The organism is Serratia sp. TSA_198.1 (assembly GCF_052686505.1).
Window position 1 is genome coordinate 426,230 of the sequence record NZ_JBQZFP010000002.1, and the last position, 23,867, is coordinate 450,096.

General features: G+C 58.8%; 16 protein-coding genes. 14 read left to right on the forward strand and 2 right to left on the reverse strand.

The window, feature by feature from the left end; translation table 11 throughout:
* The first annotated feature begins 32 nt into the window (after positions 1-32).
* From ACUTSW_RS13405 to ACUTSW_RS13425, 5 genes are all read left to right on the forward strand, one after another.
* A complete protein-coding gene (locus ACUTSW_RS13405) occupies positions 33-458 on the forward strand; it encodes a cupin domain-containing protein (protein WP_062868097.1) in 426 nt (141 codons plus the stop codon).
* Positions 459-632: 174 nt separating this feature from the next.
* On the forward strand, positions 633-1,496 hold the full coding sequence (locus tag ACUTSW_RS13410; protein ID WP_004947227.1) for a DMT family transporter: 864 nt from the start codon (positions 633-635) through the stop codon (positions 1,494-1,496).
* 18 nt (positions 1,497-1,514) lie between these two features.
* Positions 1,515-2,030, forward strand: a complete 516-nt coding sequence (locus tag ACUTSW_RS13415) for a DUF6789 family protein (protein WP_445584619.1) — start codon at positions 1,515-1,517, stop codon at positions 2,028-2,030.
* A 155-nt stretch (positions 2,031-2,185) separates the two neighbouring features.
* Positions 2,186-3,430 (forward strand): MFS transporter, encoded by a 1,245-nt coding sequence (locus ACUTSW_RS13420; protein WP_445584620.1) that lies wholly within the window; start codon positions 2,186-2,188, stop codon positions 3,428-3,430.
* Positions 3,431-3,703: 273 nt separating this feature from the next.
* A complete protein-coding gene (locus ACUTSW_RS13425) occupies positions 3,704-4,207 on the forward strand; it encodes a DUF1097 domain-containing protein (RefSeq protein WP_445584621.1) in 504 nt (167 codons plus the stop codon).
* On the opposite strand, the gene ACUTSW_RS13430 is transcribed toward ACUTSW_RS13425, so the two are convergent.
* Positions 4,187-5,170: a LacI family DNA-binding transcriptional regulator gene (locus ACUTSW_RS13430; RefSeq protein ID WP_063196814.1), complete on the reverse strand. Its 984-nt coding sequence runs from the start codon at positions 5,168-5,170 to the stop codon at positions 4,187-4,189. The two genes, ACUTSW_RS13425 and ACUTSW_RS13430, sit on opposite strands and share 21 nt — an antisense overlap.
* A gap of 272 nt (positions 5,171-5,442) precedes the next feature.
* Between ACUTSW_RS13430 and idnO the strand changes: the two genes are divergently transcribed.
* From idnO to elaB, 3 genes are all read left to right on the forward strand, one after another.
* Positions 5,443-6,207, forward strand: coding sequence for a gluconate 5-dehydrogenase (idnO, locus tag ACUTSW_RS13435; RefSeq protein WP_063196816.1), 765 nt, complete (start codon positions 5,443-5,445; stop codon positions 6,205-6,207).
* 24 nt (positions 6,208-6,231) lie between these two features.
* Complete coding sequence (idnD, locus tag ACUTSW_RS13440; protein WP_445584753.1) at positions 6,232-7,263, forward strand: L-idonate 5-dehydrogenase; 1,032 nt, start codon at positions 6,232-6,234, stop codon at positions 7,261-7,263.
* An 86-nt stretch (positions 7,264-7,349) separates the two neighbouring features.
* Positions 7,350-7,661, forward strand: coding sequence for a stress response protein ElaB (gene elaB / locus ACUTSW_RS13445; RefSeq protein ID WP_004947209.1), 312 nt, complete (start codon positions 7,350-7,352; stop codon positions 7,659-7,661).
* A 44-nt stretch (positions 7,662-7,705) separates the two neighbouring features.
* Here elaB and ACUTSW_RS13450 read toward each other — a convergent pair whose 3' ends face one another.
* Positions 7,706-16,348 (reverse strand): GH36-type glycosyl hydrolase domain-containing protein, encoded by an 8,643-nt coding sequence (locus ACUTSW_RS13450; RefSeq protein ID WP_445584622.1) that lies wholly within the window; start codon positions 16,346-16,348, stop codon positions 7,706-7,708.
* A 287-nt stretch (positions 16,349-16,635) separates the two neighbouring features.
* Between ACUTSW_RS13450 and menF the strand changes: the two genes are divergently transcribed.
* From menF to menE, 6 genes are all read left to right on the forward strand, one after another.
* Positions 16,636-17,928 carry an isochorismate synthase MenF gene (menF, locus tag ACUTSW_RS13455; RefSeq protein WP_445584623.1) on the forward strand — a complete coding sequence of 431 codons (1,293 nt, stop codon included), beginning with the start codon at positions 16,636-16,638 and terminating at the stop codon, positions 17,926-17,928.
* A gap of 252 nt (positions 17,929-18,180) precedes the next feature.
* Entirely contained in the window at positions 18,181-19,854 is a 1,674-nt protein-coding gene (menD, locus tag ACUTSW_RS13460) for a 2-succinyl-5-enolpyruvyl-6-hydroxy-3-cyclohexene-1-carboxylic-acid synthase (RefSeq protein ID WP_445584624.1), read from the forward strand.
* Entirely contained in the window at positions 19,851-20,621 is a 771-nt protein-coding gene (gene menH, locus ACUTSW_RS13465; RefSeq protein ID WP_445584625.1) for a 2-succinyl-6-hydroxy-2,4-cyclohexadiene-1-carboxylate synthase, read from the forward strand. The genes menD and menH overlap by 4 nt, the downstream gene beginning before the upstream one ends.
* 11 nt (positions 20,622-20,632) lie before the next feature.
* A complete protein-coding gene (menB, locus tag ACUTSW_RS13470; RefSeq protein ID WP_311991854.1) occupies positions 20,633-21,490 on the forward strand; it encodes a 1,4-dihydroxy-2-naphthoyl-CoA synthase in 858 nt (285 codons plus the stop codon).
* Complete coding sequence (menC, locus tag ACUTSW_RS13475; protein ID WP_445584626.1) at positions 21,490-22,473, forward strand: o-succinylbenzoate synthase; 984 nt, start codon at positions 21,490-21,492, stop codon at positions 22,471-22,473. Before menB ends, menC begins: the two co-directional genes overlap by 1 nt.
* Positions 22,461-23,846 (forward strand): o-succinylbenzoate--CoA ligase, encoded by a 1,386-nt coding sequence (menE, locus tag ACUTSW_RS13480; RefSeq protein ID WP_445584627.1) that lies wholly within the window; start codon positions 22,461-22,463, stop codon positions 23,844-23,846. Before menC ends, menE begins: the two co-directional genes overlap by 13 nt.
* Positions 23,847-23,867 lie beyond the last annotated feature (21 nt).

Consider the following 23,867-nt stretch of genomic DNA (forward strand, 5'->3'; position numbering starts at 1 on the left):
GTTCTTATTCACAGAGTCATGGAGCGATAACAATGTATAAATTGATACTTCTGGCATTAACGATGGCATTTCAGGGGAGCGCGCAGGCTGCTGAAGATCACGGCGAAGGGATCAGCAAAGAAACCCTGCTGAAAACTGAAACCTCGTGGGAGGGCACGCCGTACGGGCAGTATCCGGCCGGCGCCCCTCAGATCACCATGTTGAAAGTGACGGTGGAGCCGAACAAGGTGCTTGCCTGGCATACCCACCCGTGCATCAGTGCGGTGTATATGACCGGCGGCAGTGTTTCTCTCACGGTAAAAAAAACCGGCTTGAAGCACACCTTTAAGCAAGGGGATTCCTTTACCGACACGGTAGATATCGTTCATCAGGGCGTTTCTGGCGATAAAGGGGCGGAGATGCTGGTGTTCTTCGCTTGTGCCGACAACAAACCACTGACGGTGAAAACCGCCGAATAATAGTGTCTTTCAAGCTGCGGCGTTGTTGACTGCACTGCCCGTAGGGGGCGAATATATTCGCCCCGTTTGATACGGGTGCAGCATACGGAGGCGCTGGCCCACTCTGGGGCAGCCTGTCCGTACAGGGTATAGATCATTTTTTGCCGCCCGTTTGGGTCGCATTCCGAGGAAATCATGGTTGCTTTGTGGATGGTCGTCGCCAGCGGGTTTTTCGCGCTGATGGGGGCCAGTGTTAAACTGGCTTCGGCCAAAGTCGGCTTTTTCGATATTATTTTTTATCGTTCGTTTATTAACGTACTGATCGTCGCCGCGCTGATTAAGGTTAAAAATCTCGGTTTCCGCACGCAGCACCTCGGTTTGCATATGAAACGCGCTGCCATCGGCAATGCGGCGATGTATTGCGGCTTTTATTCGCTGATCCACCTGCCGATCGCCACCGCCACCACGCTGGGTTACACCAACCCGATCTTTCAGTCGGCGATCGCCTTCGTTACCTCCAAAGGCCAATTGACCGGCAAACTGCTGTTTTCCGTGCTGTTGGGGTTTATCGGCATACTGGTGTTGCTGCGCCCGGACACGCCGAATGGCGAGTATGTCGCTACTCTGATTGGCCTCTTATCCGGCCTGCTGACTGCGCTGGCCTATTTCAATGTCGGTAAACTGGTGCGCAGTGGTGAGCCGGAGCTGCGGGTGGTGTTCTATTTCTCTCTGGTGGGCACGGTGATTGGCTGTGTGATGACTGCGGTGGTGGGCTTTACGGCCCTGGACAGCGCCATGATGCTGTGCGTAGGCGCTATCGGCGTATTCGGCAGTTTGGGGCAAATCACCATGACCCGCGCTTACGGTAGCGGCAATGCGGTGATTGTCAGCATCCTGTCCTACAGCACCATTATTTTTTCCACGCTACTCGGTTATCTGCTGTTTGGCGAAAAGCTGTCTTATATTGCTGCAGCCGGTATGGCGTTGATTATTCTTTCCGGCGCATTGGCCATTTTGAAACGCAGTCCGGCGAAAGCCTCGAAGGCTGCGGCAGTTTAACCACAAGGAGAGAGACAATTGGATGTAAGCCCAGCCAGGGAACTGGCACGTTATGGACTGTATGGCATTGTGGCGACCGTCGGTATGGACCTGGTCAATTTTATTGCCGCGTCCGCCGGGGTTATCAGTAAACTGAACCTGGTTTTTATCGGCAATTTAGCCAATCAATGGTGGCATGGGCAATTCCTGTTCCTGCGGCCTGGCGATATTCCCCCGGCGCCGCACGCATTATTATTGGGCTACAGTGCGCATTATTTTGCCGGTATCTTCCTGGCGATTCTTTTTTATTATTTTGTTTTTTCCGTTTATCACCCGCGTAGCGGTGCTCTATGCCGGGCCGTTATTTATGGCCTGGTTTGTTCGCTTATATCGCTATGTTTAATTTATCCCTCGGTAGGATTGGGCTTTTTCGGCAGCGCCACTAACGGCACAGGTCTGCTGGTGGCTAGTCTGGTCAACCATGTCGTATATGGTTTGGCCTTGGGTATTTGCGGCATTTGGCCGCGCCGGCAGCCAGTTCGCGTGTTGCATTAAACGATCATATTTGCCCTGTTCATGCATTAATGAATCACTGTGATGCATTCTTGGCTATTTTTGCTCTTATACCCAAACGGTATGATGAACGCGTTTCCTGATTGAGTTTGGTTTTCAGGACAGAATGTTTATCCAGCTTGTTTCGGGAGAGAAAAATGTCTGAAGGTGTCGCTGTTAATCAAGCAGCTAAAACGAATTCGGGCACGTCGCATTTTGCCATTCTGCTTTTTTTAGCGCTGGCATTAATGTCTGCATTGCTTAATAGCAGTGCACCGACGCCGCTTTATCCGCTTTATCAACATGAATTGGGTTTAAGCTCGGTCAGTCTGACAATTATTTATGGCGCTTATGCGGCAGGGGTGCTGATTTCACTGTTTGGCGTGGGCAACATGGCCGGCAAGGTGAAAGATCTGCGCAGCATGATTGTGCCGGCGTTGCTGGTGGTGTTAGCCGGCGCGCTGTTGTTTTCGATGGCCGATTCGTTTTTGATGATGTTTATGGCACGGTTGCTGGCCGGGATTGGGACCGGTGCGCTGACCGGGGCGGCCAATATTGCGCTGGTGCGTTTTGGGCCGAAAGACGGCGGTAAGAATGCGGCGCTGATCGCTACGCTGTCGTTTACTCTCGGCCTGGCGTTGGGGCCGATCTTCAGCGGTGTGGCGCTGCAAACCGGATTCCATACTACGTCATTACCCTTCATTATCATCATGGTGGTGGCGGCAGTAGCCGCGCTGGGCGTGATGCTGAAATGGCCGGGTGAAGTGGTGGTTGTGCCGGTAAGCGGGGAGCCGGTGGCAAACGCCGTGCCGGAAAAGAGTTCGTTGGCGGACGGCCTGCGCGCCACGGGCGGTAAGTTCTTCTTGTGCGCCGGTGCGTTGTTCATCTGTTGGGCGGTCGCTGCCAGTATTCTGGCGATTGGCCCGAGCGTATCGGAAAAGCTGTTGGGCATGCACAGCCGTGGTGTTTACGGTTATGTGATTGCCGTGTACCTGGTGATTGCCGGCATTAGCCAGATCCTCAGTCGCCGCATTAATGCGCGGCACTCGCTGATGTTTGGTTGCCTGGCGCAGGCATTGTCGGTGGTGGTGTTCGCCGAGGCGATTCAGATCCATTCGCTGGGCCTGGCAGCCGCCGGGATGGTGATTGCCGGTTATGCCTACGGCGCCATTTTTGTCGGCAGCGCCACGCTGGTGAATCTGATTTCACCGAAGGCCAGCCACGCAAGACTGATTTCGCTGTTTTACGTTATTGCTTATATCGCCAACTGGGTACCCATTCTGTTGGGGGTAGTGATCGACCATGCCAGCCTGCACCTGGCGGTCAACCTGTTATTTGTGGTCAGTACCCTGGTGTGCTTGATTCTGAGCTTCATGGTGACCCGCGCGGGCTTCCCGCGCTGATACCCGCCGCTAGTAAAGCCACCGCGTGGTTGGCTGCAACTTGATGTTCATAGGGTATAAGAAAGAATACTTTAGCCACGCAATGTGGCGAACGATTTCCCTGGTGTTGTTGTGTGTCATTTCCAGCGTGCTTGCCACGCTGGTTTTTTTTGTGACAAATTCCACAAGTCTGTAATTTCCATTTCTCTTATTGCATATTTTTTGTGATTTTAATCACATAAATTTGCCGATTTTCGAGTACACTGCGCGCTTTCTTTTCTGCCGGGTCGATTTATGAACGTTATTTTCGCCATTGCTGTCACTACCGGAATTCTGTCCGGCGTCTGGGGATGGGTTGCCGTCAGCCTGGGGCTGATCGGCTGGGCCGGCTTCCTCGGTTGCACCGCCTATTTCGCCTGTCCGCAGGGCGGGCTGAAAGGGTTGTTGATCAGCTCGCTGACCAGCTGTAGCGGGGTGTTTTGGGCGATGGCGATTATTCACGGCAGCGACCTGGCGCCGGGTTGGAGCATGCTCGGCTACTTGCTGACCGGTATAGTGGCCTTCCTGATGTGCATTCAGGCCAAACAGCAGTGGTTGGGGTTCGTGCCCGGCACCTTTATCGGTGCTTGCGCTACCTTTGCCGGCGGGGGCGACTGGCCGCTGGTGACGGCCTCTTTACTGGTGGGGCTGGTGTTTGGTTACGCGATGAAAAACAGCGGGCTGTGGCTGGCGGCGCGCAGCGAGAAGGCGAAAATGCCTGACGTGGCTACCGCGCATTCAAATAGTGCCGCCGAGTGAAATGCGGTAGTGCAAGTCAACGCGCTCAATGCACGGCACCCCTTTTATGCGCTTCAGCAGGATCTCGGTGGCTACCTTGCCGATATCAAAGCGGGGAGTAATCACGCTGGCGATGCCCGGCGTGGTGGCTTTACCGATATCCAGACCGTGAAAACCTGACAGAGCGATGTCCTGCGGGATCTTCAACCCAAGCCGCAGGCACTCCTGCAACACGCCTACCGCCAGATCGTCGTTAGTGCAGAGTATGCCGTCCAGATCAGGATAAAGCCGACGCGCCATTGCCAGCATATCGGAGCCGACCGAGACCGATGAAACCTTATGCGGCGTGATCTGGCGTGGGGGCAATCCCTGATTTTCCATCGCCCGGCAATAGCCCTGAAAGCGTTTCAAGTCGCGTGCATCGGACATGGCACCGAAATAGACCACCTGGCGTTTACCGCTGGCAAGCAGCGCTTCGGTCATGTCATAACCCGCCTGATAGTTATCGAACCCCACGGCAATTCGCCCTGCCGGCCCTTCAAGATCCATCACCTGCGCCACCGGGATTTTTGCCGCCGTCAGGTACTTTTCCGCCCGCAGAGTGTGCTGTGAATCGGTAAGGATCAGCCCGGCGATCGGGTAGGCCAGCAACTGGACGATGTGCTCTTCCTCGCGTTCGCGGCTGTAGTCATAGTTCACCACCAGCGTTTGATAACCCTGATCCAGAGTGACGGATTCGATGCCGGCCAGCAGATCGGCAAAGATCTGGTTGTTGAAGGAGGGGACTAACACGCCGATGCGCGGTTTTTGGTTCGAACGCGCTTCATCCGTGTCGGTGAAGTTCACCTCTTTCATCACGTCGGCGATGCGCGCGGCGGTGTCGGCCGCCACCTTTTCCGGCGTACGCAGATAGCGGCTGACGGTCATTTTGGTCACACCGGCGAGCAGCGCGATATCTTGCAGCGTAACGCGTTGGTTCTTCATTCTGGAGCCTTAGCAGGGTGGGGGCGGAGAAATCGCGGATAACCCCATGTTAGCAAATCGATTTGGTGATAACAATCAACGTCATAAAGTATAAAAATCCTATTTATCAATGGAATATGTCAATTGTTTGGCCTGTGCGACTGCGCGGCGTCACGTTAAAGGTAACAGCTTTTAGTAACATGATTTTAAGTGATGCAGCTCACGTTTTTGCCGGCGGCAATCCGGTGAGATAGGCGCCTGTTCTAACTGAATGACAGGGATCGGGGAACCTCATGAACAACTTATTTTCGCTGGATAATAAAAAAATACTGATTACCGGCGCGTCACGGGGCATTGGTTTTCTGCTGGCGCGCGGGCTGGCGCAGTACGGCGCGCACATTCTGGTCAACGCCACCAGCCGGGAAAACGCGCAGCGCGCGGTGGATGCGCTGCGGCGTGAAGGCTTCAGTGCCGATGCCGCCCCTTTTGACGTGACCGACTCGCAGGCCATTCATGCCGCCATTGAGCAGATTGAGGCGGAAATGGGCGCGATTGATGTGCTGATTAACAACGCCGGTATTCAGCGGCGCCATCCCTTTACCGAATTCCCGGAAAAAGATTGGGACGACATTATCGCCGTCAATCAGAAAGCGGTATTTATGGTGTCGCAAACTGTGGCGCGCCATATGGTGCAGCGCCAAAGCGGCAAAATTATCAACATTGGCTCGATGCAGAGTGAGCTGGGGCGCGACACCATTACGCCCTATGCCGCCTCCAAAGGTGCGGTGAAAATGCTGACGCGCGGCATGTGCGTGGAGCTGGCGCGTTACAACATTCAGGTCAACGGCATCGCGCCGGGCTATTTCAAAACCGAAATGACCCAGGCGTTGGCGGACAATCCGGAGTTTACCGCCTGGCTGACCAAACGCACCCCGGCCGCACGCTGGGGCGATCCGCAGGAGTTGATTGGCGCGGCGGTGTTTTTGTCGTCCAAAGCGTCGGACTTTGTTAATGGCCATTTGCTGTTTGTCGATGGCGGCATGTCCGCTGCGGTATAACGACCTGTTCAACGGAAAATCATGATGAAAATTCAAACCCGGTCCTGTGTGGTCAACGGCAAATATGATGTGGCGGTGGTGGAGCAAGAGGTGGAATATCAGGGAACCGGCACACTGGTGAAAATCACTCGTGGCGGAATCTGTGGTTCAGATCTGCATTATTACCAGGAAGGTAAGGTCGGCAGTTTTCAGGTGCGTCAGCCGATGGTGCTTGGCCATGAGGTGATCGGCGAAGTGGTGGCCAGCGATTCGGCGCTGCTGACAGCGGGCCAGAAAGTGGCGCTGAACCCCAGCAAGCCATGCGGGCAGTGCAAATATTGTCTGGCGAATCAGCAAAACCAATGTACCCAAATGCGTTTTTTCGGCAGCGCGATGTATTTCCCGCATGTTGACGGCGCGTTCACCCAATACAAGGTGGTCGATAGCGCGCAGTGCATTGCGTTCGACGCCGATCGCGACGAAAAGGTGATGGTGTTTGCCGAACCCCTGGCGGTGGCGATCCACGCCGCGAAGCAGCCCGGTGAAGTCAAAGGGAAAAAGGTGTTCGTGTCCGGTGTCGGTCCGATAGGCTGCTTACTGGTCGCGGCGCTGAAGGCGTTGGGTGCCGGTGAAATTGTCTGCGCCGATCTCAGCCCGCGCTGCCTGGATATTGCTGAGGAAATGGGGGCCGACGTCCGTTTGCACGCCGCCGACGACGACTTCAGCGCTTATCTGCAGGAAAAAGGGTATTTTGATATCGCTTTTGAGGTTTCCGGCCATCCGTCGTCTCTACAGCGTTGTCTGGAAATCACCCGCGCCAAAGGGACGGTGGTGCAGGTGGGCATGGGCGGCAGTTTCCCTGATTTCCCGCTGATGCTGCTGATTGCCAAAGAACTGAACCTGCTGGGATCGTTTCGTTTTGTTGAGGAATTCTCGTTGGCGGTGACCTGGCTGGCCGAAGGGACAGTCGATCCGCTGCCGCTGCTTTCCGCCGAGTTCGATAACCGGCAACTGGCGCAGGCGCTGGAGTTTGCCGGTGACAAGAGCCTGGCTGCCAAGGTGCAATTAGTGTTCTGATTTTAGCCAATAGTCTGATGGCGTGGACCGGCGATCCTTGTCTATAGTTAAGAACCGTTTAATTTTTTAACCACGGAGAATTTAACATGGCGAGAAATACGGATGCGGATCAAACCACGCTGGATGATGATCTGAGAATGCTGAGTGACACGCTGGAAGAAGTGTTGAAATACTCCGGCGATCGCGCCGATCAGGCCTATATCGATATCAAGGCCCATGCGGAACAGGCGCTGAGCGAAGTAAAGTCGCGGCTGACTGACACCACCGAGTCCTACTATGCGCGGGCCAAGGATGCCGTATGCCGCACTGACGGCTACGTGCGCGAAAAACCCTGGCACAGCGTCGGTATTGGCGCCACGGTCGGTTTGGTGCTGGGCCTGTTGCTGGCACGCAAATAACGGCCTGTTGAAGTTGGGCGCGGCAATCGCCGCGCCCCCAATGTTTACTGCCCCAGCGTGACCTCCACCTGATGGATCTTCCCATCGTCAACCAGCGTTATCGCCGCCTCAGGCTGTTTTTCACCGTCCACAGTGACCAGCGCTTCGCCCTGACCCTGACGGATCGTCAACCGATATTCGCTGCCGCCTTCGCGGTAGTTAAGCGTTACCTGCGGCCAGTCTGCAGGCAGCCGGGTATTGACGGTCAGCCGATCGCCGTGGCGTTTCACCCCCAGCAGGGATTCGACGATTAACCGGTACATCCAACCGGCGGAGCCGGTATACCAACTCCAGCCGCCGCGGCCGACATGCGGCGCCACCGCGTAGATATCGGCGGTGACTACGTAAGGCTCGACCTTGTAACGTTCGGCGGCGGTGCTGTCCAGGCTATGGTTGATGGGGTTAATCAGCGCCATCAATTCCCAGGCGCGTTCGATATTGCCCATTTCGGCGAAGGCCATCACCGCCCAGACCGCACCGTGGGTATATTGGCCGCCGTTCTCGCGTACGCCGGGCAGATAGCCGCGAATATAACCCGGGTTTGGGCCGTTGCCGTCGAACGGCGGCGTCAGCAGTTTGATCAGGCCGGCCTGGTTGTCGACCAGGTGTTTATCCAGCGACTGCATTGCCTGCAGGCTGCGCGGTTTATCCCCGGCGCCGGACAGCACCGACCAGCTTTGGGCGATGGCATCGATGCGACACTCCGCCGACTCATGGGAGCCCAGCGGCTCCCCGCTGTCAAAGTAACCCCGGCGATACCATTCGCCGTCCCAGGCGTGGTCACGCAGATTGTCGCGCAAGGTGGCGGCCTGTTGGCGGCACAGCGTCGCCAGTTCCTTGTCGTTGCGGGCGGTTGCCAGTTCGCCATAGCGTTGCAGAATATGGAACAGGAAGAAGCCCAGCCACACGCTTTCGCCGCGCCCCTCCAGGCCGACCATATTCATGCCGTCGTTCCAGTCTCCGGCCCCCATCAGCGGCAGGCCATGCTCGCCGAAGTTCAGCCCGTGTTTCAATGCGCGCACGCCGTGCTGATACAGGGTTTCCTGCGTCGCGCTCAGCGCCGGCTGTTCGTAGGACGATTCCTCGCCTGGCGCCAGCTTGCGCGCTTCAAGATAGCCGACCTGTTCTTCCAGAATGGTTTTATCGTCGGTGGCGTCCAGGTAGTGGCAAATCGCCAACGGTAACCACAGATAATCATCCGAACAGAGCGTGCGAACGCCATTTCCCTGCGGCGGATGCCACCAGTGCTGCACATCGCCTTCGACAAACTGGCGCGATGCGCACAGCAGGATCTGTTGGCGCAGCCGTTCAGGCGCGGCGTGGGTCAGCGCCAGCGTATCCTGCAGTTGATCGCGGAAGCCAAAGGCGCCACCGGATTGGTAGTAGCCGCTGCGTGCCTGAATGCGGCAGGAGAGGGTCTGGTACAGCAGCCAGCCATTGGCCAGCAGATCGACCGCCGGTTGCGGGGTACTTATCTGCACTTTGTTGAGAATACCGTCCCAATGCGCCGCCACCTGTTGCAACTCCTCCTGCAGGTTCTTTTCTTGCAGGTATTTTTGCAGCAACGCTTCGGCCTCATCGGCATTTTGCCCCAGGCCGAGGGCGAACACGAAGCTGCGCTGATCGCCATCGATCAGGCTGATCGCCGACTGTACCGCGCCGCAAGGGTCCATGCCGGCACCCACCTTGTCGGACAGTCGCCGTAGCTTCAGCACTGCCGGGCTGGCCAGCGAGCCGTTGCGGCCAATGAATTCGCGCCGGTCGCCGCTGACTGAACAATGCGCGCCGGAGACGCCGAAGAAGGCGGTGCGTTCCGAGCCACTGCCACCGTAGTGGTTGGTGGCCAGGACGCCGCACCCGCTTTCGGGCGCTGCCGCCTGCGTGACGATGTGCATAGCCGTTTTTTGCCGCAGATCGCCGAGGATAAACTCCACATAACCGGTAGCCGACAGTTTGCGCGTGCGTCCGGAGGTATTGGTCAACGTCAACAGGAACAGTTTCACCGGCACCTCTTTGGCGACCAATACGGTGAACTGGCTGTCGATGCCGCTTTCGCGATGATCGAACACGCTGTAACCGAAACCGTGGCGCGTCAGATAGTGGCCGCGTCCCCGGGCGGGCAGCGGCGTCGGCGACCAGAAGTGGCCGCTTTCTTCGTCACGCAAATAGAAGGCTTCGCCGCTGCGGTCGCAGATGGGATCGTTTTCCCAAGGCGTAAGGCGGTATTCGTGGGCGTTTTCGTACCAGGTGTACGCCTGGCCGCTTTCCGAAACGACCGAGCCGAACATCGGGTTGGCAATGACGTTTGACCAGGGCGCAGGGGTGATTTTGCTTTCGTTCATGGCGATCACATATTCACGGCCATCCTCCGAGAAGCCGCCGAGGCCGTTATAGAACTGCAATGCGTCGATGGCGGGCAACTGCGGCGAATGCAGGTTACGCGGCAGATTGTCTATCGTCGCCAGTTTCGACGAGGCGGTAACCGGCGACAGCGGCTGCTGCAGGATCTGCGGCAGTTGCAGGCGTTGGTTCAGCTGTTCATTTAATCCGCCGCGTCGGTCATCGAGGTAGATACGTGCCACGCTGAGCAGCAGACGGTGATCTTCCGGTGACATATGCTCACTGGTGCGCACAAAAATGCCGCCCGGTTTATCGGTTTGGGTTGACTCCATACCGGCGGCGATCAGGCCCATTATCTGGTTTTGCAACTCCTGGCGGTAGCCTCCGGCGTCCTCGTTAAGGATCACCAGATCCACCTGCAGCCCTTTCAGCCGCCAGTAGTTGTGCGCCTGAATCAGCTGCTGCACCAGCCCGATGTTCTCGCCATCGGTCACCGTCAACAGCACGATCGGCAGATCGCCGGAGATTGAATGTCCCCATAGCCCCGACTGGCCGCGGCGATTCTGGATGATTTCGCTGCTGGCGGCGCGCATTTCCTGTGCAGGGAACACGACTGCACTCGCCAGGCGGTTGAACAGATTGGCATCTTCCTCATTGGCGTTCAACTGGCGCAATACTACCTGGCTGTGCGACCAGGCCAGTTCAAACACGCGGTCCGCCAGATGGCGATCGCGGTATTTTTCCAGCATGGCCAGGCTGCTGACGCGGTCTTCGCAAACACCGTAGAAAATATCCAGCGTCAATGGCACGTTGGGCTCCAGCACCACACGCTGGCGGATAGAGATAATCGGATCGATGACCGGCCCGGCGCTGTTGGACAACGGCGTATTTTGATACAACGCCTGCGGGTTGGCCGGGGTCCGGCCACGGCCGATAAATTTGGCGCGGTCGGTTTCGAACGAGGTCTGGCTGGATCGGCCCTGTACCGTCATCATATGCAACAGCCACGGGCATTTCTCTTTTGGTTCGCGCGGGCGGCGGTGACACAAAATGGCGTCCTGATCCGGCAACAGTTCGGTCTGAACGAACAAATTGCTGAACGCCGGGTGAGCCAGATCGTTGCCGGCCGGCGCCAGCACCACTTCCGCATAGCTGGTGATTTCAATGGTGCGCGGTTGTTTACTGCGGTTCAGCAGGGTGATGCGCCGTAGTTCGATATCGTCCTCCGGTGACACCACAACCTGCGTTTTGACCGACAGCGAGCCCTGGCGGCGCTGATATTCTGCGCCTGCATCGTTGAACACCGCACTATACCCCTTGGCGGCGCCGCCGATCGGTTGCCAGGTGTTGCTCCATACCTCACCGGTTTGCGGATCGCGCAGGTAACAGAAGGCGCCCCAATTGTCGCAGGTGGCGTCTTCGCGCCAGCGGGTCAGGGCCAGGTTTTGCCAGCGGCTGTAGCTGCCGCCGGCCTGGGTTAGCATCAGGTGGTAGTTGGCGTTCGACAGTAACTGCACTTCCGGGATCGGCGAATCCACCCGGTTGAACTCACGCGCAATGAAGCTGGCCGGGGTAATGGTGCCCTCATGGGTTTCGAAGTGACGACGGGTGCTGTACAGCTCAACCGCATCCGGTACCCGTTCTTGCAGCAGCAAGCGCGTCGACTGGAACGCAGGATAATCGGCGAAGCGCGACACCATGGGGGCATCCAGCAGCAGATGGGACAGGGCAAGGAAGCTCATGCCCTGATGGTGCGCCATATAGGAGCGGATAATCACGTACAGCTGACCACGGCTGAGGCGTGCGGTGGTGTAATCCAGCGCCTCGTAAAAACCGTAACGGCCTTTGGCGCCATTCTTTTCCAGGGCGACGAGGTTGCTGCAAGCGGCATCCGGATCGACAATCAATGCCATCACCGTAGCGTAAGGCGCGACCACCATATCGTCACCCAGCCCGCGACGCAGGCCCAGCCCCGGTACGCCAAAGGCGTGATACTGGTAGTTTTGATCGGCATCGAAGCCGAAATAGCCGGATTCGGAGATGCCCCAGGGCACGCCGCGCTCCTTGCCCCAGGCGATTTGCCGTTCCACCGCTGCGCGGCACATTTGCACCAGCAGGGAGTCGGGGTAGGCCGGCATCACCAACTGCGGCATCAGGTATTCAAACATCGAGCCGCTCCACGACATCAGTGCCGGCTCATTTTCGATCACGGTAAACAGTCTGCCGAGCGCAAACCAACTGCGCTGAGGCACCTGATTGGTGGCGATGGCAACGTAGTTGGTCAGGCGGATTTCCGATGCCAGCAGATCGTATTTGCTGCTGTCCATTCGATTCTGATCGCAGTTAAAACCGACGGCCAGGAAATGGGTCGACTCGTCATACAGGAAGTTGAAGTCCATCTGCGCCATTTTTTCCAGGCGCTGTTGCAGACTGTACAACTGCGCCAACCGTTCCTGCGCCGATGCGCTGGCGGCGTCAAGCTGGCTTTGCTGCTCTGCGGGCAGCGTCAACCGGGACGGTGGATTGGCCAGCCAGTGCAGGCTGGGCACTTGTGTCAACTCGGGTACATCGTCGCTAAGCCAGCCGAACCACAGCGCCCATTCCGCGCAGAGTTCGTTGAGCTGCTGATGCAGCGCGCCAGCCCAGCGTTTGGCTTCTTCGTCGTGATTCAGCGCCGGTTCCTGCAACCCGTTGCTGTAGTTGCGCATGGCGTTCAGCTCGGCCTGCAAAGCGGCGGGGTGACTGTTTAACGCCTGTTCAAAATGATTTCGCAGCTTCGGCAGATTTTTGTGGGCGGCGTCTCCCCAGTGCTGTTCCAGCAGTTGCAGGCTGTCCCCAAGCCCGGCCAGCACTAATTGCGGGCTGATGACCGGTTGATGGGCCAGCGCGGGCAGACCGGCGCTGAGCGTCAGCAAGTGGCCGGCCAGGTTACCGCTGTCCACGCTGGAGATATAGCGCGGGTTCAGCGGCTCCAAAGTACGGGTGTCGTACCAGTTGTACAGGTGCCCGCGATAGTGTTCCATGCGGTCCAGCGTGTTAAGCGTCAGTTCAATACGCCGCAGCGCCTCACTGAGCGTCAGGTAGCCGAAATCATAGGCGGTGAGGTTAGCCAGCAACGACAGCCCGATATTGGTCGGTGAAGTGCGGTGCGCCACTACCGGCTCCGGTATCTCCTGATAGTTATCCGGCGGTAGCCAGTTTTCCTGCTGATTAACGAAGGTATTGAAGAAGTCCCAGGTTTGGCGGCTGGTGTGGCGCAGGAAGCGGCGCTGTTCATCGTCTAGCGCGGTTTTACTGCGCTGCGGTTGGTGGCTGAGATAACACAGCAGGAACGGGGCCAGGCACCACAGGGTGGCGAAGGGCAGCGTGATAAACAGCGCCATCGGGTTGTGCAGGAAGCTAAACAGCAGCAACGCCAAGCCGGCTACCGGGTTGATCCACATCGCCCGATAAAAGTTTTTCAGAGTAACCTGCTGACGGGCGCTGGATTGCGCGTAGCTGGTCCACTCTTGCAGGTTGCGTTTGCTGATCAGCAGTCGCCAAAGGGTAATGGCGATCGCTTTGAGGCTATACAGCGCTTCATGCGGCAGCGTTGCCAGCCGCAGGCCGACCTGAGCCAGCCGATGCAGCGAACCGTTCATCGCCAGTCGCAGATGCTGCAGGAAGGGCCTGCGCGGCGGTTTGCGCACAACGTCCTGCAATAGCGCCAGCAGGGTAGGCAACAGCAGAATGATGGTGAAGACCGCCAGCCAGTAACGGGTGTTCGGCAGCCAGACGAAACCGCAAAACAGCAGTAACAGCAGGCTGGGCGACGTCAGACTGCGGCGCAGGTTATCGAACAGCTTCCAGCGCGACAGGGTGCTCAACGGGTTGGTGGTGCGGGTGCCATCTTCGGTTTTTACTCGTGGCAGCAACCAATTGAGCAGTTGCCAGTCGCCGCGGATCCAGCGCGTACGGCGCGCCACGTCCACCAGATAATTGCTGGGATACTGTTCGTACAACAACACGTCGCTCAGCAGGCCGGAGCGGGCGTAGCAGCCTTCCAGCAGATCGTGGCTCAGCACCAGATTCGGCGGGCAGGTGCCCTTGAGGCTGTGCGAGAACACGTCGACATCGTAGATACCTTTGCCGATAAAGGATCCTTCGCCAAACAGATCCTGGTAAATGTCCGAGGCCATCAACGTGTAGGGATCGTTGCCCGGCGTGCTACTGCACAGTGCCGCGTAGCGGCCCTGTCCGTAAGTCGGTATTTCCTCCGCCATGCGCGGTTGCAAGATGGCGTAGCCTTCCACCACCCGCTGTTGACGTGCGTCGTACTGCGGTTGGTTAAGCGGGTGCGCCATGGCGGCGATCAACTGGTGGGCGCTTTCGCGCGGTAATACGGTATCGCTGTCGAGGGTGATAACGTATTTCACGTTTTTCAGCACTTCCAGGCCGGTGCCAACCTGGGTGCAGAAGGCGTTGCCACGGTTACGCAGCCAGTCGTTCAGCGCATTCAGCTTGCCGCGCTTGCGCTCCAGCCCCATCCAGACGCCCTGTTTTTCATTCCACTCGCGATCGCGGTGAAACAGGAAAAAGTGGCTGGGGCCTTCGCAGGGATAGCGGCCGTTAAGCGCTTCCATCTTCTGGCAGGCATAGGCCAGCAGATGGGCATCGTCCGCTTGCTGCTTTTGCGGTGCATCGTCGAAGTCGGTGAGCAGGGCAAAGTGCAGATGTTTCATCGCGTTGCCCAGATAACAGACCTCAAGCGCGTTGATCAGTTTATCGACGCCACTTTTGCTGCCGATCAACGTCGGTATCACCACCAGGGTACGGAACTCGGCGGGAATGCCGCAGGAGAAATCGAGCCTCGGCAGGGGTTGCGGCGTGCGGCTGCGGGTGGTGACCTCGCTAAGCAGGTTGAGCACGAACTGGCTGACTACCGCCGCCATCGGGAAGAACAGCAGCGCCAGCCCCCAACTGATGCCGGTGCTGTAGGCATGGCGCAGCAATTCCGCACAGATGGCGGTGGTGATCAGGCTCAGGCTGCCTAGCCAGGAAAGTAGCGGTGCCTGATTTAACGCATGGCGCAACCGGGTAATGCGGCCGAGCCGAACCTCCAGCTGCTGTTCCAGCTCCGGCCGACCATCGTCAATCAGATAGTAGCCAACGTGGTTGCGGCGCGGATCGCTGGACGGATCTTCGGCTGCCACCCGTGCCATATTCAGCACGTGCTGGGCGACCTGAACCTCATTGCGCGAGCAGTGACGCGCCAGCATTTCGATCACATGGCGGTAGTTGTCACGCGTGTCGAAGTGCATCAACGGATAAACCCCGGCCGGATCGTCGCGCAGGGTCTGATCGACCTGGCTCATGGTTTCGACAAACTCGGCCCAGTCCATTTCACTGAGCTGGCGCAGGCCGGAAATACTGTTGCTGACCGACAGTTGACTGACGGCCAGCTGCTGGTTAAAACGGTGGATCAGCTCATCCGACGTCAGGCTGACTTCCGCCAGCCGCTGCTCTACCCAGGTCAGCGGTAGCGCCAGCATGGTGCCGTGGCCTTGCAGGCGACGGACCAACTCGGCGACAAAAGCGCTGGAGCGAGGAGGATTGGAGCGCGCCATGTCGGCAATGACCACGATCAGGTTGGCCGGATCGTTTTCCGCCGATTCCAGCATTTTGGTCACCCAACTGTCGGCCAGATTACGCTCGCTTTGCGCCTGCGCGACCTCAACGCTGACGCGCCGCAGATTTTCGATCAGTGCCAGACGCAGCATGCCGGGCAACGCCCAGAGTTCGCCCAGCGTCAGATTGGCTTCTTTTTGATAGGCGGCGATATACCGCGTGAGGCTTTCGGCGTCCCAGTGGCCGTCGCCGTGCGCAATGGCCTCGGCGGCCACGTCATAGATTCGCGGGCAATTATGCGGCGCTGCCAGCTGGGGCAGGCCGCGGCCGAAGGTTTTTGGCAGATGATGGCGCACGACGCGGATTTGTTCTTCGATCAGATAGTAGTTATCGAGCAACCATTCGCCGGCCGGGGTCATGCTGGATTTTTTGCCGTTGCTCAACTGGTGGCAGCTTTCCGCCAGAATGCGCTCGTTTTCGTCCAGCCGCTTCAGCAAAAAGTAGGGGGTCTTGCGCGTCGCCAATTTGTGCGAGCGTGCCAGGCGCTGGCCATAGCGTTCCATTTGGTCGACAGAAAACAGTTCTGCCTTGATGGCGTTGCCGTTGGTCTCAGGGGCGTTTTTATTACGCCGTAACGGCAACGTCCTTATTTTTGCAGTTTTACGTTGTTTTTTTAACCAATTGATTAGTATTTCTTTCACACAAAAGCTCCTTACATCTGACCCAAAGGACAGCCGGTGAAACCGCTGGGAGATCGTGAACATCCTGTTTTTAACGCCGGGCAGATCTGACGTGGGTTCGCTGCAGGCAGGAACATGCTTTCTCAGTATAGTCGCATAATACCCGGTCGGACGTTTTTTGAACTAATTGTTTAGATTTAATAAACATTTTTTGAGCGTGAACCTTGACTTCACACCGCTATTTTTCCGCCGTTCAACCTTGATTTGCCGTATAATTCCCTACATTACGTTTGGTTATTGAGGTGGCTGTGCAACAACTTTCGGGATTGCTGAGGCGATTGCGCCGGCAGCTTGAATCCCCTATTTCGGTTGGGGGCGGTTTCCGCCAGTTTTCACTTCCCGTGCCTGCATCGCTGGCCGCCACTTTACTGGAGTGGCTGGCGGCGCAGCCGGTATTCCCGCAGTTTTACTGGCACCATCGCGACGGTCACGAAGAGGCGGCGGCCTGTGGCGCGCTGCGCCTGTTTACGCAGCCTGAACAGGCTCAGGCGTTTATCAGGGCGCATCAGAGCGTGCGCATATGGGGGTTGAACGCCTTTGACGGCATCGCGTATTTATTCTTGCCACGTCTGGAAATTCTGAGCCGCGAAGGTGAAGCTCAGTTAACGCTTAATCTGTTTTCCGAAAGCTCGCTGCGCGACGATGCGGACGCAGCTGACCGCTGGTTGGAAAAGGTGGTGGCTGCGCGGCCAATCGCGCCCTTAAAGGCTGAAGTGAACAAGGTGCAGCATCAACCGGCACGTGCCGGATGGGAAATCATGCTGCACGAGGCGCTGAAAGCGATCGATCGGCAACAGATGGAGAAGGTGGTGTTGGCGCGCAGCACGTTGCTGACGCTGGATGGCCCGCTGTCCGCACCGGCGATGATGGACGCCAGCCGTAGGGTGAATCACCGATGCTACCACTTTATGCTGAGATTTGATGCACATTCCGCATTTCTCGGTTCCAGTCCGGAAAGGCTGTACCGGCGAAATGGCCTGCAACTGCTGACCGAAGCGCTGGCGGGCACCGTGGCCAATCATCCCGATCAACAGCGCGCGCAGGCGCTGGCGCAGTGGTTGCAGGGCGACGCTAAAAACCAGCATGAGAACCTGCTGGTGGTGGACGATATCTGCCAGCGTCTGCAAGGGGTCGCCGGTTCGCTGGACGTGCTGCCGCCGGAAGTGGTGCGTTTACGTAAGGTGCAGCATTTGCGGCGCCGTATTGAAGGGCAGCTCAATCGCAGCGACGACGCCGATTGCTTGCAGCGGCTGCAACCGACGGCGGCGGTTGCCGGGTTGCCTCGTCAGGCGGCGCGCGAGTTTATCCTGCAACATGAACCTTTCTCCCGCGGCTGGTACGCGGGTTCGGCCGGCTATCTTTCCTCTCCCCTCAGTGAGTTTTGCGTTGCGCTACGTTGCGCGCAGTTAGAAGGGGAAGGGGTAAGGCTCTACGCCGGTGCCGGTATCGTGGCCGGTTCCGATGTCGCTGAAGAGTGGCAGGAAGTCGAAAACAAGGCCGCCGGGTTGTTGACCTTGTTGCAGTCCGGCCACCTGAGCTGAATGTCCCTGTTCATTGCATGGTGTTGTTGGGCGGCAAACGCGGAGAATGTAAAGCGCTTGTGATCCGCATGTTTGTTTTGTGCGCTAAATCAAGGAATTGTCCGCCATAAAGTTACAGGGATATGCGGCGTTTTTGCGCTGGCGCAAAAGTCGTGGAGATAACTACTCATATAATGCAGAACATAATTTTTGGCATGCCGCTAAATAGCCGGTGCCGAAGGATGATTCTGTTAACCGACTTGTGAGCGAATTATGTCGACAAGTGTTTTTAATCGCCGATGGGCGGCGTTGTTGTTGGAAGCGCTGGCCCGCCACGGAGTGCGGCATGTTTGTATCGCTCCGGGATCGCGTTCTACGCCGTTGACACTGGCTGCGGCGGCTAACAGGTCTTTTGTCTGCCATACCCATTTTGATGAACGCGGGCTGGGCCATCTGGCGCTTGGCCTGGCGAAGGCGTCGCGGGAGCCGGTGGCGGTGATCGTCACTTCCGGCACCGCCGCCGCCAATCTCTATCCCTCGCTGATTGAAGCCGGGCTGACCGGTGAACGGTTGGTGTTCCTTACCGCCGATCGGCCGCCAGAGCTGATCGACTGCGGCGCCAATCAGGCGATCCGCCAAACCGGCCTTTATTCCAGCCATCCGACGATGAGCATCGAACTGCCGCGCCCGACGCCGGATATTCCCGCCAGTTGGCTGGCATCCACCGTCGACAGCGCCATGGCGCGCTTGCAGCTCGGCGCTTTACACATCAACTGCCCGTTTGCCGAACCGTTGTACGGTGGCGATGAACGACACTACGACGACTGGTCGGCGGCGCTCGGCGACTGGTGGCAAGACAGCCAGCCCTGGCTGCGGGAAATGGATCCCCATGCGGTGCTGAAACAACCGGATTGGTTCTCCTGGCGGCAAAAACGCGGCGTGGTGGTGGCAGGGCGCATCAGCGCGCAAGAGGGGGAGCAGTTGGCGGAATGGGCCGCTACGCTTGGCTGGCCACTGATTGGCGACGTGCTGTCTCAGACCGGCCAACCACTGCCCTGTGCCGATTTATGGCTGGCTCAGCCTCAGGCGCAGCGCATCCTGCAAGACGCGCAACTGGTGGTGCAATTTGGCAGCAGCCTGACCGGCAAACGCCTGTTGCAATGGCAGGAGCAGTGCCGGCCGCAGGAATATTGGCTCATCGATGAGTTGCCGGGCCGGCTCGACCCGGCGCATCACCGTGGCCGCCGCATCCGCTCCGGCGTGGCGCAATGGCTCGAACTGCATCCTGCGCAGCCGCGCTCCCCCTGGACCGAAGAGCTGGCGTCACTGGCGGATCAGGCTCTGGACAGCGTCTCCGGCTATCTGGTGAACCGCTTTGGCGAGGCGCAATTGGCGCACCGCCTGCCGGAGCTGCTGGCGGAAAATGGTCAACTGTTCCTCGGCAATAGCCTGGTCGTGCGGTTGATTGACGCCTTGACCCGATTGCCGGCCGGTTATCCGGTCTTCAGCAATCGCGGCGCCAGCGGTATCGACGGCCTTATCTCTACCGCAGCAGGCGTACAACGGGCAACGGCCAAACCGACGCTGGCGGTGGTGGGGGATCTCTCCGCACTCTACGATCTGAATGCGCTGGCGCTGCTGCGGCAGTGTTCTGCGCCCACGGTGCTGATTGTGGTGAATAACAACGGCGGCCAGATTTTTTCACTGTTGCCGACGCCGGAAGAAGATCGCCAGCGTTTCTACTGCATGCCGCAGGACGTGGATTTCAGCCATGCCGCGGCGATGTTCCAACTGAACTATGCGCGGCCGGAAAACTGGGGGCAACTGAGGCAGGCGGTTGAACAAGGCTGGCGCCACGGCGGCGCTACGTTGATTGAGCTGCAGGTGCCGCCGAGCGACGGTGCCGAGACATTGCGGCATCTGGTACGACAAATGGCGGGGCAATGATGCTGGCGACACGTATTTTACAACGGGGCGAACCGAACCGCCCTTGGCTGATTTGGCTGCACGGCTTGCTGGGTAACAATAATGAGTGGCGGGTGATCGCCGCGCACTGCCCGGAGTGGCCGTCGCTGGCCATTGATCTGCCCGGCCACGGCGATTCGGTTGCCGTGGCGTGCCGCGGTTTTGACGATATCAGCGCGCAAATCAGCGCCACTCTGCAGATGCATGACATCGAACGCTATTGGCTGGTGGGCTATTCGCTGGGTGGGCGCATCGCCATGTATCACGCTTGCCATGGTCAAACTGACGGCTTGCTGGGGGTGATTGTCGAGGGCGGCAATCCGGGGCTGGACAGCGAAGCGTTGCGCAGCCAACGCCGTGCGCAGGACGCCGTCTGGGCAGAACGATTCCGGCATCAGCCGATCGCCGAGGTGTTGGTGGACTGGTATCAACAGCCGGTATTTACCGAACTCAGCGGCGTACATCGCGATGCGCTGATCACCGCCCGGTCCGACAACAGCGGCCCGGCGGTGGCTGACATGCTGCAAGCCACTTCATTGGGGCAACAGCCTTATCTGGCACCGCAGTTGCAGCAATTGACCGTGCCGCTGATGGTGCTGTGCGGCGAAAATGACCCCAAGTTTCAACGACTGGCGCGCGACGCCGGGTTGCCGTTACGCACCGTGCCGCAGGCCGGACACAATGCGCACCTGGCTAACCCGCAGGATTTCGTCGCCGAGCTGCAGTCCTTTCTCGTTAACCCTGGTTAAAGGAACCGATCATGCTTTATCCGAATGAAGAACAACTGTATGCCGCCATCGAGTGGCAGGATTGCTCCGGTGATTTCGAGGATATCCTGTATCACAAATCCGCCGATGGCATCGCGAAAATCACCATCAACCGCCCGCAAGTGCGCAACGCGTTCCGTCCGCATACGGTGAAAGAAATGCTGGAAGCGCTGGCCAATGCCCGTTACGACGACGGTATCGGCACCATTATTCTCACCGGTGCCGGCGACAAGGCGTTCTGTTCAGGCGGCGATCAGAAAGTGCGCGGTGACTACGGCGGCTATCAGGACGACAGCGGCGTGCATCACCTGAACGTACTCGACTTCCAGCGCCAGATCCGTACCTGTCCTAAGCCAGTGGTGGCGATGGTGGCCGGTTATTCGATCGGCGGTGGCCATGTGCTGCATATGATGTGCGATCTGACCATCGCGGCGGACAACGCCATCTTTGGCCAGACCGGCCCGAAAGTCGGTTCGTTCGACGGTGGTTGGGGGGCCTCTTACATGGCGCGCATCGTTGGCCAGAAGAAAGCGCGTGAGATTTGGTTCCTGTGCCGCCAGTATGACGCCGCCGCCGCGCTGGATATGGGCCTGGTCAACACCGTAGTGCCGCTGGCGGACCTGGAAAAAGAAACCGTACGCTGGTGCCGCGAAATGCTTCAGAACAGCCCGATGGCGCTGCGTTGCCTGAAAGCGGCGTTGAATGCCGACTGTGACGGCCAGGCGGGCCTGCAAGAGTTGGCGGGCAACGCCACCATGTTGTTCTACATGACCGACGAAGGCCAGGAAGGGCGCAATGCGTTTAACGAAAAGCGTCAGCCGGACTTCAGCAAATTCAAGCGTAACCCGTAATGAACGCGCCGATCCGCAACGTCGGGGTTTACCGTTACCGTTTGCCGATGGAGGCGGGAGTGGTGCTGCGTAACCAGCGGCTGAAAACCCGCGATGGTCTGCTGATTCATCTGCGGCAGGGGGAGCGGGAAGGCTGGGGCGAGATTGCGCCGCTGCCTGAGTTCAGCCAGGAAACGCTGGCCGAAGCCGAGCAGGCCACGCTGGCCTGGCTGCAGGGCTGGCAGGCAGGCCAATTGCCGGCAGACAGTCCGCTGCCTGCGGTAGCGTTCGGCACCAGTTGCGCACTGGCGGAGTTGGAACACCGGCTCCCGTTGCAGGCCGACTACCGCAAAGCGCCGCTGTGCACCGGCGATCCCGATGAACTGTTCGAGGTCTTGAGCGCGCTGCCGGGCGAGAAGATCGCCAAGGTGAAAGTTGGGCTGTATGAGGCGGTGCGCGACGGCATGATCGTTAACGTGCTGCTGGAGGCGCTGCCGGATTTGCGCTTGCGGCTGGATGCCAACCGCAGTTGGACCCGTGCCAAAGCCGAGGGTTTCGCCAAATACGTCAACCCGGCGCTGCGCGATCGCATCGTCTTTCTCGAAGAACCCTGCAAAACCCGTGATGAGTCGCGGGATTTCGCCCTGGCGACCGGCATTGCCATCGCCTGGGACGAGAGCGTGCGCGAGGCGGATTTTGTGGTGCAGGCCGAACCGGGCGTAGCGGCGATCGTGATCAAGCCCACTCTGGTCGGCAGCCTGAACCGCTGTCAGGCTCTGGTGGCGCAGGCCCATGCGGCAGGGTTGACGGCGGTGATCAGTTCCAGCATCGAATCCAGTCTGGGGCTGACCCAACTGGCGCGCATCGCGCACTGGCTGACGCCGGCCACCGTTCCCGGGCTGGATACGCTCGATTTGATGCAGGCACAGTTGCTGCGGCGTTGGCCGGGCAGCAGCCTGCCGTTACGGGATCTGCAAGCGATGGAATGCCTATGGCGCAGTTGAGCGATTGGCCGTGGCGACATTGGGCGCAGCGGCAACCGCAGGCGACGGCGGTGATTGTCGGCCGGCAGCCGGTCAGCTGGTTGGAACTGCAACGCCAGGTGGATGAACTGGCGGCCGATTTTCAGTATCAGGGTGTTGAACCCGGCAGTGGCGTTGCGCTGTGCGGCAAGAACAGCTATCCGCTGCTGCTGGCCTATCTGGCGCTGCTGCAGTGCGGTGCGCGGTTGTTGCCGGTGAATCCGGCCTTGCCCGTTTCTCTGCTGGATACGCTATTGCCCGACCTGGATATGGCGTTTGTCTTCAGCCCGGATCCCTTGCCGGCGTTGTCGGCCGCTCTGATTCCGTTGACCCCGCCCTCTACCGAACCACGCTGGCTGACTTTGCCCGTCTGGGATCCGCAGCGGCTGGCGACGCTGACGCTGACCTCCGGCTCCAGCGGTATGCCAAAGGCCGCCGGGCATAACGGCGCCGGGCATTTAGCCAGCGCAGAAGGGGTGCTGCGGCTGATGGATTTTCAGTCGCAGGATCGTTGGTTGCTTTCCCTGCCGCTGTTCCACGTATCCGGCCAGGGCATTGTCTGGCGCTGGCTGGCTGCGGGGGCCACGCTGGTGGTGCGTGATATGTCCCCTTTGGCCGACGCATTGGTGGGCTGCACTCATGCCTCGCTGGTGCCGACGCAGCTGTGGCGGCTGTTGGCGCAGCCGCTGGAAGGTCTGACGCTAAAAGAGGTGCTGTTGGGCGGGGCGATGATCCCGGTTGCGCTGACCGAACAGGCGGAGGCGGCGGGTATTCGTTGTTGGTGCGGCTACGGTCTGACAGAACTGGCTTCTACGGTCTGCGCCAAGCGCGCCGATACGCGGCCGGGCGTTGGGTTACCCTTGGCCGGCCGTGAAATCCGGCTGGTGGATGAGGAAGTGTGGATCCGCGCGCAGAGCCTGGCGTTGGGGTACTGGCATCGCGGCGCTTTGCAGCCGCTGGCCGACGAGCAAGGCTGGTTTCATACCCGCGATCGCGGCGTGATGGAACAGGGGGCGCTGCGAATTATCGGACGGATGGATAACCTGTTTTTCAGCGGGGGAGAAGGTGTGCAACCGGAGGATATTGAACGCGTGCTGATGGAGCATCCGCAGATTGCGCAGGCGTTTGTGGTGCCGGTGGAAGATGCGGAATTTGGACAGCGGCCGGTGGCGGTGATCGACAGCGAATCGCCCTTGGTGTTGGACGCACTGTTGACGTGGTCACAGGGCAAGCTGGCCAACTTCCAGCGCCCGACGGCGCTGTTCGCTTTACCCGACGAGCTGAAAAACGGTGGCATCAAGATTTCGCGCCGTGTGCTGCAGCAATGGGTGGCGGAGCAACTTTCAACGGCATGAAAAAGCCGCCCGAAGGCGGCC